Source organism: Acaryochloris sp. 'Moss Beach', assembly GCF_021497025.1.
Classification (GTDB): Bacteria; Cyanobacteriota; Cyanobacteriia; order Thermosynechococcales; family Thermosynechococcaceae; genus Acaryochloris; species Acaryochloris marina_A.
In genome coordinates this window covers 2,202,668-2,224,943 of record NZ_CP071717.1, presented here as the reverse complement: position 1 = coordinate 2,224,943, position 22,276 = coordinate 2,202,668, and the positions used below count along the sequence as shown (strand labels likewise).

At 49.3% G+C, this 22,276-nt stretch carries 21 protein-coding genes; 8 read left to right on the top strand and 13 right to left on the bottom strand.

Annotated features, from left to right (window positions below):
* The first annotated feature begins 53 nt into the window (after positions 1-53).
* The 4 genes from HRE53_RS10275 to HRE53_RS10260 all read left to right on the top strand — a co-directional run bounded on the left by HRE53_RS10275 (position 54) and on the right by HRE53_RS10260 (position 6,268).
* A complete protein-coding gene (locus HRE53_RS10275; RefSeq protein WP_235110314.1) occupies positions 54-3,599 on the top strand; it encodes an AAA-like domain-containing protein in 3,546 nt (1,181 codons plus the stop codon).
* 187 nt (positions 3,600-3,786) lie between these two features.
* The gene (locus HRE53_RS10270; RefSeq protein WP_235110312.1) at positions 3,787-4,959 is read left to right on the top strand and encodes a histidine kinase; all 1,173 of its coding nucleotides are present in this window, start codon (positions 3,787-3,789) and stop codon (positions 4,957-4,959) included.
* A gap of 152 nt (positions 4,960-5,111) precedes the next feature.
* On the top strand, positions 5,112-5,372 hold the full coding sequence (locus HRE53_RS10265) for a photosystem I reaction center subunit IV (RefSeq protein WP_212663354.1): 261 nt from the start codon (positions 5,112-5,114) through the stop codon (positions 5,370-5,372).
* Between the two features lie 41 nt (positions 5,373-5,413).
* Positions 5,414-6,268, top strand: coding sequence for a DNA-formamidopyrimidine glycosylase (locus tag HRE53_RS10260; protein WP_235110310.1), 855 nt, complete (start codon positions 5,414-5,416; stop codon positions 6,266-6,268).
* On the opposite strand, the gene HRE53_RS10255 is transcribed toward HRE53_RS10260, so the two are convergent.
* From HRE53_RS10255 to HRE53_RS10215, 9 genes are all read right to left on the bottom strand, one after another.
* Positions 6,265-7,389, bottom strand: coding sequence for an AAA family ATPase (locus HRE53_RS10255; RefSeq protein WP_315876581.1), 1,125 nt, complete (start codon positions 7,387-7,389; stop codon positions 6,265-6,267). The genes HRE53_RS10260 and HRE53_RS10255 overlap by 4 nt on opposite strands.
* A gap of 345 nt (positions 7,390-7,734) precedes the next feature.
* Positions 7,735-9,339, bottom strand: a complete 1,605-nt coding sequence (gene ndhD1, locus HRE53_RS10250) for a photosynthetic/respiratory NAD(P)H-quinone oxidoreductase subunit D1 (protein ID WP_212663350.1) — start codon at positions 9,337-9,339, stop codon at positions 7,735-7,737.
* A 52-nt stretch (positions 9,340-9,391) separates the two neighbouring features.
* Complete coding sequence (locus tag HRE53_RS10245) at positions 9,392-11,455, bottom strand: NAD(P)H-quinone oxidoreductase subunit 5 (protein ID WP_212663349.1); 2,064 nt, start codon at positions 11,453-11,455, stop codon at positions 9,392-9,394.
* Between the two features lie 183 nt (positions 11,456-11,638).
* A complete protein-coding gene (locus HRE53_RS10240) occupies positions 11,639-11,989 on the bottom strand; it encodes a co-chaperone YbbN (RefSeq protein WP_235110306.1) in 351 nt (116 codons plus the stop codon).
* 45 nt (positions 11,990-12,034) lie between these two features.
* Positions 12,035-12,757: an NnrU family protein gene (locus HRE53_RS10235; RefSeq protein ID WP_235110304.1), complete on the bottom strand. Its 723-nt coding sequence runs from the start codon at positions 12,755-12,757 to the stop codon at positions 12,035-12,037.
* A gap of 12 nt (positions 12,758-12,769) precedes the next feature.
* Positions 12,770-13,588, bottom strand: coding sequence for a YaaW family protein (locus HRE53_RS10230; RefSeq protein ID WP_235110303.1), 819 nt, complete (start codon positions 13,586-13,588; stop codon positions 12,770-12,772).
* A 66-nt stretch (positions 13,589-13,654) separates the two neighbouring features.
* A complete protein-coding gene (locus HRE53_RS10225) occupies positions 13,655-14,548 on the bottom strand; it encodes an LD-carboxypeptidase (protein ID WP_235110301.1) in 894 nt (297 codons plus the stop codon).
* Positions 14,549-15,637 carry a glycosyltransferase family 4 protein gene (locus HRE53_RS10220; RefSeq protein WP_235110299.1) on the bottom strand — a complete coding sequence of 363 codons (1,089 nt, stop codon included), beginning with the start codon at positions 15,635-15,637 and terminating at the stop codon, positions 14,549-14,551.
* A gap of 140 nt (positions 15,638-15,777) precedes the next feature.
* Complete coding sequence (locus HRE53_RS10215; RefSeq protein ID WP_212663344.1) at positions 15,778-15,921, bottom strand: hypothetical protein; 144 nt, start codon at positions 15,919-15,921, stop codon at positions 15,778-15,780.
* Positions 15,922-16,259: 338 nt separating this feature from the next.
* On the opposite strand from HRE53_RS10215, the gene HRE53_RS10210 reads away from it, so the two are divergent.
* The 4 genes from HRE53_RS10210 (at position 16,260) to HRE53_RS10195 (ending at position 18,418) form a co-directional block, all read left to right on the top strand.
* Positions 16,260-16,487, top strand: coding sequence for a Calvin cycle protein CP12 (locus HRE53_RS10210; RefSeq protein WP_212663343.1), 228 nt, complete (start codon positions 16,260-16,262; stop codon positions 16,485-16,487).
* Between the two features lie 92 nt (positions 16,488-16,579).
* The gene (locus tag HRE53_RS10205; RefSeq protein WP_235110298.1) at positions 16,580-17,452 is read left to right on the top strand and encodes a fructosamine kinase family protein; all 873 of its coding nucleotides are present in this window, start codon (positions 16,580-16,582) and stop codon (positions 17,450-17,452) included.
* Positions 17,453-17,640: 188 nt separating this feature from the next.
* Positions 17,641-17,907 (top strand): Calvin cycle protein CP12, encoded by a 267-nt coding sequence (locus HRE53_RS10200; RefSeq protein WP_212663341.1) that lies wholly within the window; start codon positions 17,641-17,643, stop codon positions 17,905-17,907.
* A gap of 85 nt (positions 17,908-17,992) precedes the next feature.
* A complete protein-coding gene (locus tag HRE53_RS10195) occupies positions 17,993-18,418 on the top strand; it encodes a hypothetical protein (RefSeq protein ID WP_235110296.1) in 426 nt (141 codons plus the stop codon).
* Positions 18,419-18,583: 165 nt separating this feature from the next.
* Here the strand turns inward: HRE53_RS10195 and HRE53_RS10190 are convergent, their stop codons facing one another.
* The 4 genes from HRE53_RS10190 to HRE53_RS10175 form a co-directional block, all read right to left on the bottom strand.
* Positions 18,584-19,120, bottom strand: coding sequence for a hypothetical protein (locus tag HRE53_RS10190; protein WP_235110294.1), 537 nt, complete (start codon positions 19,118-19,120; stop codon positions 18,584-18,586).
* Positions 19,121-19,473: 353 nt separating this feature from the next.
* Entirely contained in the window at positions 19,474-20,844 is a 1,371-nt protein-coding gene (locus tag HRE53_RS10185) for a glycosyltransferase family 2 protein (protein WP_235110292.1), read from the bottom strand.
* 106 nt (positions 20,845-20,950) lie between these two features.
* On the bottom strand, positions 20,951-21,526 hold the full coding sequence (locus HRE53_RS10180) for a tRNA-(ms[2]io[6]A)-hydroxylase (RefSeq protein ID WP_235110291.1): 576 nt from the start codon (positions 21,524-21,526) through the stop codon (positions 20,951-20,953).
* Positions 21,527-21,547: 21 nt separating this feature from the next.
* Positions 21,548-22,192 (bottom strand): hypothetical protein, encoded by a 645-nt coding sequence (locus HRE53_RS10175; RefSeq protein ID WP_235110290.1) that lies wholly within the window; start codon positions 22,190-22,192, stop codon positions 21,548-21,550.
* Positions 22,193-22,276 lie beyond the last annotated feature (84 nt).

Genomic DNA, 22,276 nt, shown 5'->3' with positions numbered 1-22,276 from the left:
GTGACTATGGGTGCTTCCCCTAGGGACTGCCCATCGCTGGTTATGGTTTGCCTATGGATACCTCTGTCTCAGACTGGACGACCGATATGTCGCCGATCAATCCCTATCAAGTGGGGGGAAGTTTACCCGTAGATGCCCGGACCTATGTCGTCCGCCAAGCCGATCGTGATTTGTATCAAGCCCTAAAAGCAGGGGAATTTTGCTACGTACTCACGGCTCGTCAGATGGGCAAATCCAGTTTGCGTGTGCATACCATGAAGCGCTTGACCGTGGAAGGGTTTGCCTGCGCCTCCATTGATGTCACTAAAATTGGCAGCCAGAATATTACCGCAGAGCAGTGGTATGCCAGTCTGATTGGGGCATTGGTCAGCGAATTTAAGCTGGGGGACAAGTTTCATTTGCGGTCTTGGTGGCGAGATCGCACCCTGTTATCCCCCGCCCAACGCCTGACGGACTTTATTGAACAGGTGCTGTTTGTCCATGTCCCCCAGAACATGGTGATCTTTATTGATGAAGTTGATAGCCTGCTCAGCCTCAGCTTTTCTGCCGATGATTTCTTTGCCCTGCTGCGCGCCCATTACAACAGTCGGGTCGATCGTGATGACTTTAAGCGCCTCACCTTTGCGTTGTTCGGCGTCGCTACCCCTTCCCAACTGATTCAAGACCAGCAGCGCACCCCTTTTAATATTGGCCGCGCGATTCACCTGCGTGGCTTTCAATCCTCAGCTGCTCGGCCTCTCACTGCCGGTCTGAGCGATGTGTCCGAACATCCAGAACGTTTAGTACAGGCGGTTTTAGATTGGACGAATGGGCAACCTTTTTTGACCCAAAAGCTGTGTAAGTTGCTGACCACGGGTTCCACCATTCCCCCAGGCGAAGAAGCCCAGGCTGTGACCGATTTGGTTCAATTGCAAATTCTCCATAGTTGGGAGGCCCAAGATGAACCAGAGCACCTCCGCACCATTCGCAATCGCCTGCTGCAAAATGAAAAGCGAGCGGGACGGCTGCTCGGCAGTTATCAGAAGCTGCTAGACCAACCCGATTGGCAAGTGGGTACCCCCACAGACAATAGTTCTGAACAAATGGAGCTCCTGTTGTCGGGCTTGGTGATTCAGCAACAAGGGCAGCTTTATATTCACAATCACATTTATGCCAAAATCTTTGATCTGACTTGGGTCGAGCAGCAATTGGCGCAATTGCGGCCCTATGCCGATGTGATGCAGTCTTGGTTGCAGTCTGACGGACAAGATATGTCCCGGCTTCTTCGAGGTCAAGCCTTGCGGGAGGCTTTGGCCTGGTCCAATACCAAAAGCTTAAGTGACCAGGACTATCAGTTTTTAAGCGCGAGTCAGAACGCTGACAAGCAAGAAGTCGAAGTCAGCCTCGCCACCGAGCGCCAGTCCAAGAAAGCCATGGAAGAGGCCAACCATATTTTGACGGAGGCCCATGGCAAGGCCCGTCGAATTGTCAGAGTTGCGATCGCAGCCTTGGCATTGGTCTCCGGTATCTCCGTTTTGGCGATTGCAGTTGGCATTCGTACGGGGCGAGATCTCCAAGAATCTCAGCAAAGTCTGTCCTTGGAACAGGAAGGGGTGATTACTCTCCGGCAATTCCCCACGAATCAGCTACAGGCCCTGCAGTCCGCGATTGAGCTAGGCCAAAAACTGCAAGACTTAGTCCCTACTAAACGCCAGCTGCAAGACTATCCCACCGTCAAACCCCTGTTTGTCCTCCAGAGCATTCTGGACAATATGTATGAAACGAATACCTGGCAGGGGCATAAGGGACGCATTTATAGTGGTTCCTTTAGTCCTGGCGGCGATCAACTGATTACCGCAGGAAAAGATGGCTATGTCCGAATTTGGTCCCCAACGGGTGAGCAGCTACAAGCGTTTCAAGCCAATCCTAAAGGCATCCGGTTTGCAGCATTCCTCAAAAATGACCAGGTTTTGACCATCACTCCGGTGGGACAGCTCCAGTTTTGGGATGCTGAAGGTGACCTCAAGTCAACAGCCCAACAGAAGATTGGCAGACTTAGAAGTATTCGGTTTAGCCCTAATCGTGACCAATTTGCTACCGCTGCTACCGATGGTCGGGTTTATATCTGGAGTCAAGCTGGTCAGCAGTTGGCTCAGTTCACGGCCAATAATGGCTCTGTGAGTAGTTTGAGTTTTAATCCCGATGGACAGACCGTGGTGACCGTTGGGACAGACGGTACGATGCAGGCTTGGACGCTATCGGGACAGAAACTGAGGGAATGGAAAAGCCGAATCAATCCCAACCTCAAGTTAAACAGTGTGAGCTTTCTCCCCGATACAGCGCCTGGGACCTCTTCTTCAAGCCAGCAAAATCAACGGTTTGCTATGGTCGGCACCGATGGCCTGATTCGTCTGTGGAGTGCGTCTAGTACCCAACCTTTGAATGTCTGGCGAGGCAGTCAAACGTCTCTATATCTGATTGATGCCAGCCCCACAGGACAAAAATTGGTGACCCTAGGGGAAGATAGTACGATTCGAGTTTGGGACTTTGCTGGGAGAAAATTGGCAGAGCTAAAAGGACATTCTGGATTGGTGAGTAGCGCTAGCTTTAGCCCAGATGGTCAAAGTCTGCTGACCACAGGCAGAAATGGCAGCCTCCACTTATGGAACCTAGCTGGCCAGCAACAATGGGCAGGCCAGCATAAGAGTATTTGGAGTATCGCGCTTCACCCCCAACAAGACACCGTGGCGACAACGGGCAAGGATGGCATGTTGCGGCTGTGGCAGAAAAATGGAACCTTGTTGTGGGAAAAACAAGCCCACAATAAAGGCAACGATGTTGTGTTCAGTCCTGATCAAAAGCGGTTAGCGACAGCGGGTGAAGATGGCTATGTCCGCATGTGGGATTTACAGGGCCGTAAATTAGAGGACCATCTCGTTGATAAAAAAGGAGTGTATTCCCTCAGCTATGCTCCCAAGGGTGAGATGCTAGCGGCGGCGGCCAATGATGGGACCGTCCATCTATGGGATTTTCAGTCCCAAGACCATCAACAATTTGAAGCCTCTACCCAGCCCCTATGGGCGATCCGATTTAGCCCTGATGGCAAGCGACTGGTGACGGCTGGTAGAGAAGGGCAAGTCAAGGTCTGGACACCTTCTGGTAAAAAGCTGAGGCAATTTGATGCCCAGCAAGGGTGGCTTAGTGATGTCCGCTTTAGCCCTGATGGCAAGCAGATTGTGACGGTGGGGAAAGATGGTTCTGTTAAATTTTGGTCGGGTAAAGGCCAGCTGCAGCAGCAATTTCAGAGTCATCCCAACGATATTCTTCGCTTGGTGCTCAGTGCCGATGGACAGCGTCTGGCAACGGCTGGGCAAGATGGGATTGTCAAAATTTGGACCTCTAAAGGGCAACAATTAGCAGAATTGATGGGACATCAAGGGGCCGTGTATAGTCTGCAATTTGCAGCGGATGGCAAGTCTTTGATGACAGTGGGCAAAGATGACGCCATTCGGATCTGGCAAACTGGAACCCTCCCTCAACTCTTACAGCAAGGATGCCAATGGTTACAGACTTACCAACAGCGACACCCTGATGTAACAAATCCCTGTACTCGGCGCTAGAATGGGCGGATGCAAGGCATTAAAAAAAGTAGTGTTTAAGAGTTTAAACCTCGATATCTATGGTTGGCCTGATCCGGTATGGGGCGTTGTCAATTAATATGAAGTTAAGTCAGCATATGTGACTTACTTCTGAGGATTGTGTTTTTTTTAACTCCCATGTCTATTCTGTCCTGAGCTACCTACCGGAATGAGATCATCTTCCGAGACCCACACTGAACATCTACAATCTGTAGTTAAGTCTGATGCTTCACTACAGCTGCTGTTGTTCGTGGATAAACGCACAACGGCTAAAGAACAGATTCATCAAATATCGCAATATTTAGATACTCTGAAACCAGATTGTGATTTCGACCTGCATGTGGTTGAAGTCTCTGAACAACCCTACTTGGTGGAGTATTACAAACTGGTGGCAACGCCAGCGTTAGTCAAAATTCGGCCTGAGCCTCGGCATATTTTGGCAGGCAGCAACTTGGTCGCTCAGTTGGAAGAGTCTTGGCCCTATTGGCAACATGCTTTATCTGAGAATGAATTGCTGAAAGATCAGGTTACCTTAGACGACGACACAACCTCTTTTGCTGATGCTGCCCAACTGATGCAGCTATCGGATCAAATGTTTCGACTGCAACAAGAGAATGCAGCGTTGCAGGATCAGCTCAAGTTCAAGGATCGCATGATTACCATGTTGGCCCATGACCTCCGCAACCCGTTAACGGCAGCGATCATTGCTTTAGAGACCTTAGCAGGACAATGGGATGAGGATAATGAGATCATCCGCAATTTATCTCCGGCTCTGCTGAAACGATTGGTTAAGCATGCTCATACCCAAACCCAAATCATTGAGCGTATGATCACCAATTTACTGGAAGCCTCCCAAGGAAGTGAGCCCGACCTTAAAATTCATCCTAAGCAACTGGATTTAGGTGGACTTTGCCAAGAGATTATCTTAAGGGTACAGAATACCCTCAAAACTAAGTCACAGGTTTTAGAAAGCGATATTCCACCCGATATCCCCAACGTCCATGCTGATGCTGATCAGGTGCAGCAGGTGATTCTCAACTTGCTGGATAATGCGATGAAATATACGCCGGAGGGGGGCGAGATTAAACTATTGGTTGTGCATCGGACGACCCAAAAGGTGCAGGTCAGTATTTGCGACAATGGCTTAGGGATTCCCCAGGAAAAGCAACAATATATTTTTGATAACCAGTATCGTTTGGATCGAGATCAAGGCCAGTCTGGGTATGGCATGGGGCTTGCTCACTGTAAACGGATTGTAGGGAACCATTTCGGTGAGATTTGGGTGGATTCTGCTCCCGATCATGGCAGTGGTTTTCACTTTACGTTGCCGGTTTATCGGTAATTAGGATCCCCAAAAAGCATCTAAGTGAACGATAAAGTCATCAATTTTTATGACAGTTATAAAATTTTATAGATTTTGGGTTAGGACTGCACCGAGACCATAGTAGTCTGAGATCAATGCTTCGTTTGCAATTTCAATAAGGTAAAAGATTCATGGTTCAACGCGGTTCTAAGGTTAGAATTCTCCGCCCGGAGTCTTACTGGTTTCGTGAAATCGGCACCGTTGCCTCCGTTGATAAAAGTGGTATTAAATATCCTGTGATCGTTCGTTTCGATACCTGTAATTACAACGGGATTAGTGGTACTGCTGCTGGTATCAACACCAATAACTTCGGGGTTCACGAACTCGAAGAGGTTGAGGCACCCAAGGCAAAAGCTAAGAAGCCTGCTGCAGCTCCCAAAGCAGAAGGCTAACTTACCTTCGTGTCTACTATTCGTCCCAACAGTCTGCTTTAATGCCTGAGCTACCTGAAGTAGAAACAGTGCGGCTTGGCCTAGAAAAGGTGACTGTTGGGATGCAAATTATGGGTGGCGAGGTTCTCTATCCGCGAACCATTGCCCATCCTCAGTCTCCGCAAGCATTTATCCAAGGGTTGCAAACTGCAACCTTTTTGGCATGGATGCGACGTGGCAAATATTTACTAAGCCAGTTGTCTTTAGCTACTCATCATCAGCCGAGCTGGCTGGGTGTGCATTTACGCATGACAGGGCAATTGCTCTGGTTGGCCCAAGATGAGCCAGTGCAGAAGCATACTCGGGTGCGTCTATTTTTTGCGAATAATCGCGAACTCCGATTTGTTGATCAGCGAACCTTTGGACAAATGTGGTGGGTGGCCCCCACTGAAGATCCTAAGCAAATTATTAGTGGTCTGCAGAAGCTTGGGCCAGAACCCTTCTCAAAAGATTTTTCCATCGATTATTTGGGTAAATCCCTGCAAGGCCGTAAGCGTTCTATTAAAAGCGCTCTGTTAGATCAGGCCTTGGTGGCAGGAGTGGGCAATATTTATGCGGATGAAGCCTTGTTTATGAGTGGGATTTGTCCGACGATGCCATGTCAACAGCTGCAGATGGAACAGGTGCAGCGGTTGCGAACTGCGATTGTGGACGTCTTATCGACCAGCATTGGGGCAGGCGGTACCACCTTCAGTGATTTTAGAGATCTCAAAGGGGTGAATGGGAATTATGGTGGCATGGCCTGGGTCTATGGACGCCAAGGTCAGCCTTGTCGGACTTGTGGTCAACCTATTGAACGGATCAAGCTCGTCGGTCGCTCCACTCATTTTTGCCCTCAATGCCAGCCTGAATGCTAGAGAACCTCGCGGCTGGCTCGATATAAGTCACTCCAGTTGTCTCGCTCTTTAACCACGGTTTCAAGATATTCTTTCCACACCACTTGATCTTGAACTGGATCTTTAACCACGGCTCCAACCAAGCTAGAGACTAAATCATGGGCCTGGAGGGAACCATCACCGAAATGGGCGGCCAAAGATAAGCCGCTATTGACGACAGAAATGGCTTCTGCGGTGCTTAGGGTGCTGCTGGGAGATTTGAGCTTGGTTTTGCCATCTTCCGTCATGCCGCTGCGTAATTCCCGGAAAATGGTGACAACGCGTCGAATTTCAGCTAAGGCAGGGGCTTCAGCAGGTAGCTCTAGGGCTGTTTTTAAGCTTTTAACTCGCTCTTGGACAATTCTGACTTCAGAATCGGCGTCATCGGGTAAGGGGAGAATAACAGTGTTAAAGCGACGTTTCAGGGCGCTAGAGAGATCATTTACCCCTTTGTCTCGGTTGTTAGCGGTGGCAATCACATTGAACCCCTGGGTGGCTTGAATCTCTTCTCTAAGTTCGGCAATGGGCAGGGTCTTCTCAGAGAGAACGGTAATCAAGGTGTCTTGAACGTCAGCAGGAATGCGTGTCAGTTCTTCAATGCGGGTGATTTTGCCCTGATCCATGGATTGCATTAACGGGCTAGGCACAATCGCATCTAGGGATGGCCCTTCTGCTAAGAGCTTTGCATAGTTCCAGCCATAGCGAATGGCATCTTCGCTAGTGCCTGCAGTCCCTTGAATCAGTAGAGTGGAATCTCCTGCGATCGCAGCCGCTAAATGTTCCGATACCCAAGACTTGGCCGTACCGGGAACCCCATACAGCAAAAGGGCTCGATCCGTTGTCAGTGTGGCAATAGCGATTTCCATCAGTCGCCGATTGCCAATATATTTTGCTGAGACTTCAAAGCCATTCTCTAAGGTGCCCCCCAATAAATAGGTGGAAACGGCCCATGGAGAAAGCTGCCAGTTTGCTGGACGTTGGCGCGTATCAGATTTGCGAAGTTCTTCGAGTTCTGCTGCAAACTGTTGCTCGGCATGTTGTCGCAGAACGGCAGTTTGAGGCTCGACTGTTTTCGAGGACTGTTTTTTTGTCTTAGCAGCCATAGCGCATTGCAAAATATCAGAGACCATGGCAATTATCAGGTATTTTGACTGCTGATGCTGCAAAGCTCTTCTGCAAGTTATAGGCTTGAGGTTGAACGAGTAGCTGAAGTAAACTTCATTCGATGGACTTCACCGGAACCCATTTTGAAGCTGATGGACCTGGCCTAAAAGTCTCTCTCACCTATAGATTTAGGTTTTAGAGTGAAAGGCTGCAAATCTGCCCAAAAGCTTGTATCGACGTTCCAGATGGTTGTCATGATCAGAGAACCCCCACGCTGACATTCAATGTGGGGGGTTAGTATACCTATTAAATAAATTAATTTTAGGTATGAAGTGGAGAGTAGCCTACTTAATCGCGGGAGCTTGGTAAGGGCTTTCCATCTCAACATCGGATACAGATGCGACTGTAGCTGCTTCTCGCATAGCAATAGAAGGCACAGAGGGACGAATATAGGCGACCAGCTGTGTGGTCTTGGCATCGTAAATCTGGGTAATGATTTTGGGATAGAGACCAATACCAATAATAGGGACGAGTAGGCAGACAATCACAAAGATTTCCCGGGGTTCTGCGTCGACCAGCTTCTCATGAGACGTGAGTTCCTTGTTTTCAGGTCCGTAGAAGATTTCCCGCAGCATGGACAGCAGGTAAATCGGGGTGAGAATGACCCCAATACCCGCCAAAATAACCATGGGTATGCGAAAGGCCAGACTATAGGCATCGCTTGTGGCTAAGCCAACAAAGATCATCAGTTCAGCAACAAAACCGCTCATCCCAGGTAGGGCTAAAGACGCCATGGAACAGGTCGTGAACATGGCAAAGATTTTAGGCATGCTCTGGGCCACACCTCCCATCTCTTCCAGAATCAAAGTGTGGGTGCGATCGTAGGTCGCTCCAACTAAGAAGAAGAGACTGGCACCAATCAATCCGTGAGAGACCATTTGCAGCACAGCACCGCTCATTCCTAAGTCTGTAAAGGAGGCAATTCCGATCAGGACAAAGCCCATATGGGAAATGGACGAATAGGCAATCTTGCGTTTGAGATTTCGCTGGGCAAAGGAGGTGAGGGCAGCGTAAATAATATTGACCACCCCCAGAATAATCAGAACGGGGGCAAAATAGGCATGGGCGTCAGGGAGTAGCTCCACATTCATGCGAATTAACGCATAGCCCCCCATCTTGAGGAGAATTCCGGCCAGCAGCATGTGGACAGGAGCCGTGGCTTCCCCGTGAGCATCCGGTAACCAGGTATGCAGAGGCACAATCGGCAACTTGACGGCAAAGGCCACCAGGAAGCCTGTGTAGCAGAGCAATTGAAACGTTAACGGATAGTCTTTGGCCGCTAAGGATTGCAGGTCAAAAGTTAGATCGGGACCAAAGAAGGCCATCGCCAAGGCGGCAACCAGGATAAATAGAGAGCTGATGGCGGTATACAGAATAAATTTCGTCGCTGCATACAGCCGTTTGTAGCCCCCCCAAATTGAGAGCAACAGATACACCGGAACCAATTCCAATTCCCAGACCAGGAAAAAGACCAGTAGATCTTGAACGGCGAACACCGCGATTTGGCCACCGTACATCGCCAGAATCAAGAAATAGAAGAGTCGTGGTTTATAGGTGACGGGCCAGGAGGCCAGGATTGCCAAGGAGGTGATAAATCCCGTTAGCAAAATCAGGGGCATGGATAAGCCGTCGGCCCCAACAGACCATTGCACGCCTAATTGAGGGAGCCAGTCATAGCGTTCCACCATTTGTAACCCAGACTCAGCAAAGTCGTACTGGGTGTAAAAGGCGTAAACCAGGAGGACAAAATCAATGAGGCCAATCACCAACGCATACCAGCGAATGGGATCACCTTTACCCTTTGGATCAGGGATGAAGGGCAGGGCAACAGTGGCCACAATGGGGAAGAAAATCAGTGTTGACAGCCAAGGGAATGTATCTGGATTCATGAACCGCTATCTCTATTCGACGGATTGAGCAACGACGAGGCAGGAATGGACGCTAGATGACCGTGGCAATCGAGATCCCCAAGACTGCCATAAAGAGGATGAAAAGGTAGAACTGGAGGCGGCCACTTTCTAAGTATTTGAGACCTTCACCGGTCAATACCGCTAGGAATCCAGCAAAGTTAACGATGCCATCCACGACTTTGAAGTCCACCTCTAGAACCAGGCGGGCAATCCGGCGACAGCCCTTGATGATAGTGCGTTCGTAAAGGTCATCAATAAACCACTTATTGAGGGAGAACTCATACAGCGTGGGGAACCGATTTGAGATCGCAGCCGGATCCACTTGCCGAGTTCGGTACATCAAAGACGCCAAGGTAATCCCGATTAAGGCGATACCCACAGAATTGCCGGCCATCAACAGAAACTCGGACCATTCAAACTCAGCTGCTGCCTCTAGGGCTGCATTGGCTTCTCCAGGGGCATAAATAAAGGCTTCAAACCGATTGTTAAAGGGCATTCCCAATAGGCCAATGGCAATAGAGGGAATCGCCAACACCATTAACGGCAAGGTCATGGTAATCGGTGATTCATGGGGTTCATCCGCATGGTGGTGATCGTCATGGTGATCCGACTCAGGCTCAGCCACCATGGTCAACTCGCGAGGATCCATGGCACCAGGACCAAAGTTGAGAGCCGGAGACTTGCCATCAATCTGTTCACGCAAGGCATTGATATTGCCCCGGAAGTCTCCTTCAAAGGTGGAGAAATACATTCGGAACATATAGAAGGCCGTCAGACCTGCCGTCAGCCAACCTACTAGCCACAAGGCTGGGTTGGCTTCGAAGGCCAAACTGAGAATCTCATCCTTGGACCAGAAACCCGCAAAGGGAGGAATACCGCAAATGGCTAAGCAGCCGATTAAAAAGGTGATGCCGGTATAGGGCATGTACTTGCGCAGGCCGCCCATCAGACGCATATCTTGCGCTAGGACTGGGTTATGACCGACTACAGCTTCCATGCCATGAATGACAGAACCGGATCCTAGGAACAGCATAGCCTTGAAGTAGGCATGGGTCATCAGGTGGAAGAGGCCCGCAGAGTAGGCACCAATTCCCATGGCCATGACCATATAGCCCAATTGGGAGATGGTGGAGTAGGCCAGACCCTTCTTAATATCGTTTTGGGTCACCGCAATGGTGGCCCCCATAAAGGCGGTAATCGCTCCGGTCCAGGCAATAAACTGCATGGCGGTGGGAATGTCCGAAAACACGGGGAACATCCGAGCCACCAAAAATACCCCGGCTGCAACCATGGTTGCAGCGTGAATCAGGGCAGAAATGGGGGTAGGACCTTCCATGGCTTCGGGTAACCAGACATGGAGGGGGAACTGGGCTGACTTCGCCATGGGTCCCAGAAACACCAAGATGGCGAAGATGGCCGCAACCACACCGCTCAACTCGCCCGTCGCCACCAGGGATTGCAAACGCTCTCCCATGATGTCGAACTCAAAACTATTAGTAGCCCAATACAGGCCCAAGATGCCGAGGAGTAACCCAAAGTCCCCCACTCGGTTCGTTACAAATGCTTTTTGGCAGGCATTGGCAGCAGGTTTCCGGTCATACCAGAATCCCACCAGCAGGTAGGAACACATCCCCACCAATTCCCAGAAAATATAAATTTGCACCAAGTTCGGGCTAAGGACTAACCCCAACATGGAGAAGCTAAATAGACTTAAATACGCATAAAACCTTACATAACCGGGGTCATGAGCCATGTACCCATCGGTATAAATCATTACTAGGAAGGCAACCGTGGTCACCACCACCAGCATGAGAGAGGTCAAGTGATCGATGGTATAGCCCATCGTCAAATGAAAGTCACCCGCTGAAGCCCATTCGAAGGTCATCAGATAGGGCGCATGACCCTGAATCTGACTCCATAGAATCGAAAAGGAGAGGACCATTGCCGCTCCCATCAAGGACACAATAAAGGCCGCATTGAGTTGACGGAGGGCGTTCGTTTGTTTGTTGTAGGAGATTAACCCTAAACCTACGAGAAATGCACCGCCGAGTGGCAATACAGGGATAAGCCAAGCAAATTGATATAACGAATCCATCGTTGACGCTGTTGTCGATACAAAAAACTTTACAGTTTGTAAAACAATTTACATTGTTACACAATATCAGGCCCTTTCTCGACCCGCAATCCTTAAGATTAACCAATCGAACCTTATACCCAAACACTGTTTGAGGTACCCTGTCAAATTCGATTTTTAAATACTTAGAGATGTAAAGTTAGGTTACCCCGCAGACAATAGCGATGGAACAATCTGATCTAGCGCTGCCTCTAACAATCGCAATGCTTCGGTGCGATCGCAAAAGTGGTCCATTCGATGGACCAGACGCCCCTGGTGGAATAGCAGCAGACTGGGAATATTAGTGAGGCGATATTGGCTGGCGATGGCAAAATTTTCGTCGGCATTGACAGCGACAACCTTGAGTTCCGAATCGTAATCCGCCTGGACCTGAATCAGTAACGGTTCCACCCAACGACAGACGCCACACCAAGGAGCCCAAAAGTTGACTAAAACGGGAGTCTCGGACTGCAACACTTCGGGGGCAAAGGTACGGGTTTGAATCGCAGGCAGCATGCTCAAGGGAGATTAGGAAAGACGATGGGAAAGGCTGAAATTATGCTACCAGCGAACGCTGAATGCTGCACGCATCATCAGGGGATGGGCAATCCAAAATAGCCAAATAAAGCCAGCCACCCCAACATAGGCAGGCTTTAAAAATTCCTGGAGCTTGAAGGTTTGCTTGCCCTGAGCAATGGCTAGAAAGGGCACGATGGAGGTGCGTGCCTTGACCGCCTCGAATGCGTCATCATAGCGTTTGGCTAATCGCTGATCGCCATGCCAAACCCCAAACAAGTGATAACCAATCAATCCCAAGCAGGTCGCTAAATTAAAGGAAGTCCCGACCCAAAGTAAATGGGCTATGCACCAAATCACCTGGCCCACCATTTGGGGATGGCGGCTGATCCGAATGATGCCGGTTTCGTAGAGATAGACCTGGGGCTTCTGAATCGCTGCAATTTCTAGCAGGTTGAAGGTGGCGGGATAGAGAAAAATAAAAGAAATCGCTGACAAGGCCCAAATAAAGCCTGGCAGACCTGGGGTGCCCTGAAGTTGCCAAAGCTGAACCCCATCGTAGCGATGCTTCAGAAAATAACCGATCACAATCACCGCAGCGGTGATGCTTGCTAAGGCAAAGATAACGCGATAGAGCCGCGCCCCTAATTTCTTCTCTGCTGCCATCCGTAGGGAAGCTAAACCACTGTGGATTAACCCAAAGCCCCCTAATAGGGCCAACATGATGAAGTGAGAGGGAGCCAACCAGGAATGGGGATCAGTGGACATTTCGAATCATACTCAAACAGATTGCCAAGAGGTTTCCCCCCTAATTAAGCGAATTTGAGCCAGAGTAAAGATCACCGGAATGACGCGCCCGTAGTTGGTTGCGATCGCACGCCAACCCAGGTCTGCAAATAAGCCAACCCACAGGGCTGAACTCACCACCGTCAACGCCCCACGCATGATGCCATATCGAGCTGCATTCCAAGCCATACCGCGTCGGGCTGCTTGCACCGCTAACTGTCCTTCGATTTGGGGGGCTGCTTGTCGAGCCACTTGATACACTGCCATCTGAGCCGCAAATTGCCGCGCCAGTTGCTTTAACAGTAAAGGGCGCAACACTGATGATACGGCTAAAGCGCTGCTTCCTTCCAGCAGCCATCGCCGGGGATCCGTTTGACAGTTGACGGGCAAGGGAGTCCCAGGAGTATCAGCCAGCGCCGTTTGGATCCGCTGTCGGAGCTGCTCCTGCTGATTTTTGGGTAATTTTTGCCAAGCTTCTTTGATCAAATGCAAGTAGATCTCAGCTTCTAAATCTGTGGTGGATAGGGTGGGTGAATACTGAATCTTCAAATGGCGGCTGACTTGCACCAAAATCTGGCGATAGTTCAAAGTTTCCGTTTGCCCTTTCAGAACCGTAAACCCATCGGCAGCCACAAAGCGAAAGCGGTTTTCGATGGCCGCTAACCACTCTTGGCGATTGGTCGCTTGAACTTGCCCAGGAGTGGGTTCTCGCAAATAATCTAGGGGGTTATATTTGCGACGAAACAGCAAATCTGTCAAGTCTTGTAATTCTTCCTCGGTCGCTAATTCGAGTGCCTGCCTCAGCTCGTTCATGCCTAGGTTCCCTATGGTCTCTACCTGTTACGATAGCGTACTGGTTTGGAGACTTAGGCAAGATTCCTAGGGAGTGCCAACGGTCAACAGGCCCTGATCTCCATCTAACTGGGCGGGTATGCCCACAGGTAGGGCCGCGTTGGGAGCGCCATGGCCAAAGGGTAAATCTGACACAATCGGGATATCTAAATCCCCCAAGCGATCTCGGAGGACTTCTTCCACCGTTAAGCTGGGAATCCCGGCAGGGACGTTGCAATCACTAAAGCGTCCTAAGGCAATGCCCTTTACCTGCTTAAATACCCCACTCATGCGCCATTGGGTCAGCATTCGATCCAGCCGATAGGGAGCTTCCCCCACATCTTCTAAGGCCAAGATCACCTGGTCTAGATGGGGGCAGCGAGGCGTGCCCAAGATATGGGTCGCCACCGTCAAATTTCCGGGCAATAAAATACCGGTTGCTTTGCCTTGCCCCCAGCCTTTGCCCGTCAGGGCTGGAATGGGGCGACCGGCAAGCCAATCAAAAAGTCGCTGCTGGGACCAGTCTGGTTCCTGGGCCAAGGTGGTCATGACGGGACCGTGAACACTAGCGACTCCTTGGGTGGCAAGTCCCCAAAGCAGAGCCGTAACATCGGAAAAACCCACCAGCCATTTGGGAGGGGAAGGGGGCCATTCCCACTCTTCTAAAAGCCTAGCTCCGCCATAGCCGCCCCGGCCGCAAAAGATGCCTGTATAGTCGCCTTTAAGACCTGCAGTGAGGGATTGTCTTCGCTGAGTATCAGTTCCTGCGAGATAGCCCCACTGGGCGGTGACGTTTGGGGAAAGGTGGACGATGTAGTGTTGCGATCGCAACACCGATACCCCTTGATCAAAATCCTGCCGTTCTCTGAGGGTGCCACTGGGCATTGTTACCCAGAGGTCATCGCCCGGCTGCAAAAAAGGAGGGATCTGACAGGCTTTCATTTATTGACCCGGTTGAGACAGAATTCGGTCAAACCACTGCTCAAGGCGCTGGGCAAAGGCCGTCAGAGAATACTCCTGCTCGGCCTGCTGGCGACAGACTTGTCGATCAATCTTGGGCAGCTTGTGAATGGCTGCTACTAAGCCATCGACGCTATCAGGTTCCACTAACCAGCCTGTTTTGCCGGACTGGATGATTTCCGCCGGACCGCCTCGATTATAGGCAAGCACTGGAACACCGCAGGCTAGAGCTTCAATGACGACATTGCCAAAAGCTTCCACCCAGCGTGGTGTCACTAACAAGCCTTGACTATGGCGCAAGACCTCTTGCATTGCAGTGGTATCGAGAAACCCTAGATAGTCGATGTTGGCCTGGGGAAATTGAGCCTGAATTTGATCAAAATAGGCTTGATCTTGAATATGGCCCATAATTTTGAGGGTCTGGCCTGTTTGATCGACTGCGGCTACCGCATCTTCCAAGGCTTTTTCAGGGGCGATGCGTCCCAGCCAGCATAAATAGTCTTTTGGATCAGGGGTGAATGTGTAGAGATCTAAATTGAAACCATTGCCCACAGGATAGCAATGCTGGGCGAAGGGAAAAGTATTCGCTTGGGCTCGGGTATGGACACCAATGGACTGGGGAAATTGGTCAGCAATCTGACCAATCATTTGATCCATCGCATCGGAGAGGGACCCCATGCTGATCAGATGAGCAACAGGAGTTTCTAAAAAAGGCGTTAAGTAGAGGGGGAGCCAATCATAGGCAAAATTGATGATCAGATCAAACTGGGATTGCAGGGCCAAAACCTGCAACCACATATTGCCTAGAACTGAGTTTTCAGGAAGATGAATTGGAGTCTGCCGGGTTTGGGTTTGGGCTGGAATTTGGGGAGATCCAGCTACGGTGATTACCTCAGTTTGGGGCAGCCGAGACTGCTGAGGGGCAAGCACTTGGACTTGGTGACCCTGCTGGGTTAACGCATCCAGCATATTCAGTAGAGTGAGTTCTACACCTCCCCCTACCCCGGATCCTAAAGGGCCTAATGGTGTAGAGACAAAGAGTAATCGATAGGATTGACCCGCAGAAACCAACGAGAAAGACCGAGTGTATAACCCCAGCAGTCTAACAGAGTTGAACAACCACGGAAATGGGGGTTTGAGAAAAAACGAACCGATGGGTGAGAGGCTCAAACCATCGGTTTATGACGAGTCATGATTTGGCACTATCCTGCTTAAGAAGCAGGATTGAGAGTGGCCTTTTCTTGACTTAGGGCTGTTACCACTGCATCCACTTCATGGGGAGAGAAGTGAGTCAGTTCTCGAACCCAGAATCGCAAGAGCTCTGTTTGGTCGGTATTGTCGCAGATAGTAGTCATGTCAGACTCCGCTAGCTTCGATACTCATGAAGTATATCTATGCTTGCCATAAATAGGTTGTAGGCTGCGCTACAGCTTCGTAAAAAATTGTGTAACCCTATTTACAATAATGCAGCAATAACCGCTTTGCTCTGCTGAGAGCTTGATCTAGCCCATTGCTAAGACATTCCTAAAACAGTGTTAAAGGGGACCTCATTTCTCGGTTCGGTCAATTACTGTGAGATATAGTTACACTAAATGCATTAAGCCAGAAGCTCCTTTGCATGACCTAACTGCAGTAACAAATACTGTCGTTCGCTCAGATAAACACATAGATAAGAGTGGTTGAGAATTGACCTATGAGCAATATTCAAGAAAAAATTGAAAATGAACTAACACAAGCCCGAGAGACTTGTGATACGAGTGGCGCTACTTCTGGTGAGTGTGCAGCAGCCTGGGATGCCGTGGAAGAGCTGCAAGCAGAAGCGTCCCACCAGCGCAAAGACAATAATGAAGACAAGAACTCCCTCGAGAAATATTGTGATGATAATCCCGATGCTGCTGAGTGCCGGATTTATGATGACTAAGCATTCCAGCTTAAGGTATTGATTCATTAGCTTCTTCGAAAAGACAACCTCATTGAGGTTGTCTTTTTTCTGTCAGGGTCTAGGAGATGGGTATGTCTGTATGGACTGAGATTCAGCACCAGATTAGTCAGGTGCAAGGGCAGGAATTTGCGATCGCAACTCGCAATTCCGTCGGCGGTGGCAGTATCAATCAGGCGTATCAGGTGAGTGATGGCCAGGAACACTATTTCGTCAAGCTCAATCAGGCCAGCAAAGTGGCGATGTTTGAAGCAGAAGCGGAGGGTCTCAAAGACATGCAGGCTTCCCAAAGTATTCGGGTGCCGAAGCCTTTAGGATGGGGTGCTGCTGAAGGACAAAGTTACATCATCCTAGAATGGATTCCTTTAGGCCATGGCGATGCCCAGACTTGGTTCGCCATGGGACAACAACTGGCTGCGATGCATCGCCAAGCCCATGATCAAGGCTTTGGCTGGCATCAGAACAACACGATTGGCGATACCCCTCAGCGCAATCCCTGGACTGAGCATTGGGGAGAATTTTTTGCTGAACATCGGATTGGCTACCAGCTCCAGCTGGCCCAACGACACGGGGGACAGTTTCGCCAGGGGGATGCCTTGGTGGATAAAATTCCCGCATTGCTCACCCACCCTGTCGAGTCATCTTTGGTACATGGCGATCTGTGGTCAGGGAATGCGGCTTTCAGCCATGGGGGCGAACCGATTATCCTCGACCCGGCCACCTACTATGGCGATCGAGAAGTGGATATTGCCATGACCGAGCTGTTTGGGGGATTCCCGCCTGCGTTTTATAACGGCTATCAAGCCGCGTGGCCTTTAGATGATGGCTATCAACAGCGTAAAAACCTCTACAACCTGTATCACATTCTCAATCACTTCAACTTGTTTGGCGGCGGATATGCATCACAAGCCCAGGGAATGATTGAGCAGATTTTAGCGATGGTTTAGGGGGAAATCGGTCGGTACTATTACTTAGCTAGGGTCATGTTTACCGAATAAACCGATCGAGGAGTTACGGGTTTCTACCGCTGTCGGTGGGAGGACGGCCTAGCTAGGTTAGAGGAGAAGTTTTCAGAGTGATGATTTTACTTCAATAAGACTCAACTCTGACCGCAATGATAGGAATGTGATTAAAAATGCCCCTTACCTTAGAAAAAACGGCTACTCCTACCCTTGAGCAGCCCGTAGCCATGGAAAAGCGCATGGAAGATGCTTTAAGCCAAGCTCGTGAAACTTGCGCTAGCGAAGGCGCGACTTCCAAAGCCTGCGCAGTGGCCTGGGATATTGTTGAAGAGCTGCAAGCCGAATATTCTCATCAGAAAGTGCAAGAACAGCCTTCTCAGTTCGAAGACTTTTGTGATGATAACCCTAATGCTGAGGAGTGCCGCGTCTACGACGTTTAAGGTGGCCTCGCTTCGCCTCATACTGGGCACTCAACAAGAGCGGAGGCTAGATTGGAGTCTCCTCTAAATCTACTTCCGCTTGCTGATGTCCTCGAAACTGCGATCGCAACCGCGATTAAAAGGGCTAGCCCTTCTCTATGCCGCCCTGTTTGGCTGGATATTGGTTTTAGCCTATACCGGAAATTTACCGTCTCAACTGGCTGTCATTCCCTACTATGACAAGTTGGGCCATGTCATTCTCTATGGCGTGGCCGCTTATCTAGGTCATCGTCTATTACATCCCTTTACCCTACGATTAGGCCGTTATCGTTTGCCCCTATGGGTACTCGCGTTTAGTGGATGGACTTTAGCAGAAGAAGGGGCTCAGTTTTTTGCACCGACTCGCTCCCTAGATGCGCTAGATCTAGTGTGTAGCGGTTTAGGGATTTTGATGGGATACTGGCTGGCCCAGCAACAGCTGGCGCGGCAGCCAGACTCCTCTGAACTCTCACAGCCTTTATCTAAAAACTAATATCAAGATAAAAAGCCCCGCAACTCTAGTCATGGGGCTTTCTGAAATTGTGGTGATGTTTTCTTGGCAGAAATACATCTGATTCTAGTTATGCCCTATTAGGGGGACGGATCTATCGCCCTAAACTTGGTTTTTGCATGACTCTGATGTAATTTCTGCGTGATTTTATATTGCTATGGCTGATTCATAGTTAGCGGCTGTATAGTCAGACTGGAGTTTGATTTGGCAGCCAATCACGTCCACTAGATGTTGAACCGTTTTCATCTGGGTCGTCGCTTGATGGGGGAGTTTAATATCAAAAACTTCTTCTAGATCCCGGATAATCTGAGTCAATTCCTTCTCATCAGCGAAATCGGCAATCCGGCTAGCCATACTGACTCGATGGGCATTGACATCTGTATAGTTACAAATGATTGAACACGTCTTCAGAAATATCCATCTTACGGAGTCTACATTGGAACGTATAGGCGTTTTTGGCTGAGGATGTCTGTCCAGATGTTGGGCTGCAGAAACTTGGCGTCTTTTCTGTTTCAGATGAATCGTAACCAAGTCGCGAACCGTAGATAGCTCAACTTTATGGCCACTGTAAGTATAGATTTTAGTGGCTATCTCCCAAACCAACTGATCTCGCTTGGATTCAAGTCGTTCTAAATCTTGTCTTGTTTCTATGTGATGGTTCTCTAAATCATTGATGATAACCATCTTGAGAATGCTAAGTGTATATTCCTGATCTTTCATTATTGCGAACCCCCTTAAGATTTATACAGATATATCACTTGCACGTATTGCCTTAGTGAGCGATTAATTCCCGTCCTCGAATCATTTCTATTGCCACACTTCCAACAACTCACTGGACAAAGTCTTTCAGACATAGGTCAGGCGGTAGCCTGGATTGGTATTGCTAAAGTTTTACCGATTTGTGCGTACCTGAGCGACCACTAGGTTGGCAGTCATATCACCCTGATTTGTAAGGTCTCTATAGATTCCGATTTATCCTATCAACATCTATTGAAAACGTTGTTGAAATGAGTGGGCTGATATAGGTATTGTTCTCACTATGGATTGAGACTTTGAGTAGGACCTACATGAGTGGGTAGTCGCAACTCTAGCGTGCATAAGTCTTGCATAATATCGAGAATTTTTGGAGAAGACAGCAGCAGATTTGGCCTATTTTCAGTAGATTGATGCGATTTACTCTGAGATAGATTGAGTGGATTGGAATGCCTGAGCAAAGTGATCGCTTCTGGAAGCGGTAGAGATGGCCAATAGTGATCTCTTTGATAATGCAAAAATTTGAGGGTTCGAAAGGCATCAAACCAAACCCTCAGGTAAAACTGAAAATGAGGAAAATCTTGACACTGCTGGAAGGCTTGCTGGAGGGCTTGATCAACTTTGAGGTGTAGCAAGGTCTCTAATAAAGACGGCTTTAGGTTTTTTTGTTCCCACCATGCTTGTAAATGCATCTTTGCGTCAGGTAGTGTATGGGGTCGCAGCTCTTGCCATAAGCATTGATCCAGCTCTAGCCAACCCTGCAATTCTCTAAAAATTTGGGGATGGTATAAGTAAAGGCCTGGTTTCTGGGACAGTTTAACCATGGCTGCTCCCGTGCCAAAGGGGACTCGATGGGATGACCGGGAAGACAGGGTTACAGTAGGTTGTTTTAATCGAATGACCTGACCTGTTTTAGCCAGCTTGTTGAGCATGTAGAAGTCTTCCGCTGCCTGACGTTTGGGAAAACCTCGGACTTTGGCATAGTGCTCAGCATTGATTTTCAGCAAACTACCAATAGTGTGAAAAGCATAGGGCGAACCGGCCTGGGCTAATCCTAAAACGTAATAGCGGAGCGAAATTTCATATTGCAGAATATCTGAATGGTGGGGGTGGTGCCTGAATGGATAAATGGCGGCAGCCACGTCCGGGCCAAAGTTGGGCGTGTCAAGGTAATCTTCCGGTAGCTGCACATCCCCATCGCTACAGTAAATCCAAGGTGTTTTGATGGTCTTGGCTGCAATACAGGCTAGAGCAATGTCACCCCCAATTTTGCGGGCTAGCCCTACCCCCTGTTTGTGAGGAAGTTGTCGAGGGGGAGTGCAGTAATCTACCAGCAGCAGGGTATTCCCCGAGGGTTGATCCACAGCTGTAAAGGGGAGCTGGGGGTGAGGATAAAATTGGGCCAGGAATGCCTGGGTCCGTTGAATCGCAGCTATATCTGCATCCACTGAAGCATTCACCACCGCAATAACCAGGGTGTTGTGAGTGTCTTGGGGCAAGATGCTCTCTAGACAATTGAGGGCTTCATCAAAGAGGGGAAGGACGAGGACAAATTGATAGGTTTTGTCGAGGGTGGATAGCCACTCATCTTGAATAATGCTGACAATAGGTTCGGCATAGCGGTCTAAATAACGACTGATTGCCTTAGAGATCATGAGCGGGCAGCAGCGAAGATTAGGATCATAGACCACCGCACGATACCGTGTCTGCTTTCGCCATCACAAGTGATCATGGAGTGCAGGGTCGCCACTACATTGACTCCTAATGCAGCATGGCTCGATCAGGTAATTGGTTCAGAATTTTAGCTTCAGTCGCTAATAGCTCATCCAGACGAGAGTTTAGGGCTGTGCTCGGACAATATTGTTCGGCTAGGTTGAGGAAGAGATGGGCATGTCTAGCTTCGGAATGAGCAATGGCTTGATAGAAACCTTGTAACGGACCATTGGGTAAAGCCAGAGCAATTTTGGTAAAGCGTTCCAGTCCACGGGCCTCGATAATCCCAGCAACCAGTAGCCGATCGAGAAAGTAATTTTCCGAGCCTTTGCGAATTAGACCTCGCAGTTGATTGACATAGGGGTCTTTGGCATCAGGAGGAATGGTTAAGTGGCGCTCTCGGATTAATTTGAAGACATCGCGATAATGGCTTAACTCTTCAATGGCTAAGTCAATCATGGCTGCCACTAAGTCTGGCTTGTCGGGGCAGTGGGCAGCAAGGTTGAGAGCGACCCCAGAGGCTTTTTTCTCGTTGGCGGCATGATCGAGCAGGAAAGTATCAAAATCTGCCAGCACCGTTTGTAGCCAGGTATCTGAACTATCACAATGTAGGTGAATGGTCACACAGACTTCCTCTGGTTTAACTTATTCATTATCCCCATTGTTGGGCAGGACGCCAGCTTGTAAACGCTGGATAGCGTTTTGTAGATTGGACCGGGCAAGGGCCTCATAGCGTTCTTGGAAATAAGCGGTTTGATAAAGATGGGGACGCTGCGCAAAAGTCTCTAATATCTGACTGCGTCGTCGACAGTATTTGGCAATGGGTACCCAAGCGTATTCCTGACGAATCTGAGTTTCAAAGTTGGTAAAGGTTTGGGTGTCCTGGCCGAGGATCGCCAAATCAATATCTACCATCAACGCCGTATCTGGATCGTCATGGGGGGTATGAGCTGCAGTGGCCATAATCAAATGGTGAACTTGATGGCATGGGTCTGCCTTGACTCTTGCTTGCTGTAAAAAATGCATGGCCCAGTCGGCGCTATCTTGCTCGTTTTGGTTGGACTGAGTTTGATAGACGGCATCGTGAAACCAGAGGGCCATTTCTAAGGTTGCAGGGGCTTGGGCCGAAGCTTTCACACCGTCAAAATGATCTAAGCAGGCATCAATATGGGCTGCGGTGTGATAGTAGCGGTGAGGCTCGGTATAGGCGCGAACTAACTGCTGGTAGGTATCCAGAGAGGGCTTAGCGCCCAGTTGATGCATTAAGGTTTGCCAGCGTAGTGGGTTCACTGCAGGTTGTGACTTTAGAGGTGGGTTAATCTCTACCCTACTCCAAGAAATCCCAGTGCTATGCTGATCGCATTCAGGGTTTAT

Excerpts from the sequence above, each read along its gene's own strand:
- HRE53_RS10275 (WP_235110314.1), top strand. The coding sequence starts at position 54 with ATGGATACCTCTGTCTCAGACTGGACGACCGATATGTCGCCGATCAAT.
- HRE53_RS10270 (WP_235110312.1), top strand. The coding sequence starts at position 3,787 with ATGAGATCATCTTCCGAGACCCACACTGAACATCTACAATCTGTAGTT.
- HRE53_RS10265 (WP_212663354.1), top strand. The coding sequence starts at position 5,112 with ATGGTTCAACGCGGTTCTAAGGTTAGAATTCTCCGCCCGGAGTCTTAC.
- HRE53_RS10260 (WP_235110310.1), top strand. The coding sequence starts at position 5,414 with ATGCCTGAGCTACCTGAAGTAGAAACAGTGCGGCTTGGCCTAGAAAAG.
- HRE53_RS10255 (WP_315876581.1), bottom strand. The coding sequence starts at position 7,389 with ATGGCTGCTAAGACAAAAAAACAGTCCTCGAAAACAGTCGAGCCTCAA.
- ndhD1 (WP_212663350.1), bottom strand. The coding sequence starts at position 9,339 with ATGAATCCAGATACATTCCCTTGGCTGTCAACACTGATTTTCTTCCCC.
- HRE53_RS10245 (WP_212663349.1), bottom strand. The coding sequence starts at position 11,455 with ATGGATTCGTTATATCAATTTGCTTGGCTTATCCCTGTATTGCCACTC.
- HRE53_RS10240 (WP_235110306.1), bottom strand. The coding sequence starts at position 11,989 with ATGCTGCCTGCGATTCAAACCCGTACCTTTGCCCCCGAAGTGTTGCAG.
- HRE53_RS10235 (WP_235110304.1), bottom strand. The coding sequence starts at position 12,757 with ATGTCCACTGATCCCCATTCCTGGTTGGCTCCCTCTCACTTCATCATG.
- HRE53_RS10230 (WP_235110303.1), bottom strand. The coding sequence starts at position 13,588 with ATGAACGAGCTGAGGCAGGCACTCGAATTAGCGACCGAGGAAGAATTA.
- HRE53_RS10225 (WP_235110301.1), bottom strand. The coding sequence starts at position 14,548 with ATGAAAGCCTGTCAGATCCCTCCTTTTTTGCAGCCGGGCGATGACCTC.
- HRE53_RS10215 (WP_212663344.1), bottom strand. The coding sequence starts at position 15,921 with ATGACTACTATCTGCGACAATACCGACCAAACAGAGCTCTTGCGATTC.
- HRE53_RS10210 (WP_212663343.1), top strand. The coding sequence starts at position 16,260 with ATGAGCAATATTCAAGAAAAAATTGAAAATGAACTAACACAAGCCCGA.
- HRE53_RS10205 (WP_235110298.1), top strand. The coding sequence starts at position 16,580 with ATGTCTGTATGGACTGAGATTCAGCACCAGATTAGTCAGGTGCAAGGG.
- HRE53_RS10200 (WP_212663341.1), top strand. The coding sequence starts at position 17,641 with ATGCCCCTTACCTTAGAAAAAACGGCTACTCCTACCCTTGAGCAGCCC.
- HRE53_RS10195 (WP_235110296.1), top strand. The coding sequence starts at position 17,993 with ATGTCCTCGAAACTGCGATCGCAACCGCGATTAAAAGGGCTAGCCCTT.
- HRE53_RS10190 (WP_235110294.1), bottom strand. The coding sequence starts at position 19,120 with ATGGTTATCATCAATGATTTAGAGAACCATCACATAGAAACAAGACAA.
- HRE53_RS10185 (WP_235110292.1), bottom strand. The coding sequence starts at position 20,844 with ATGATCTCTAAGGCAATCAGTCGTTATTTAGACCGCTATGCCGAACCT.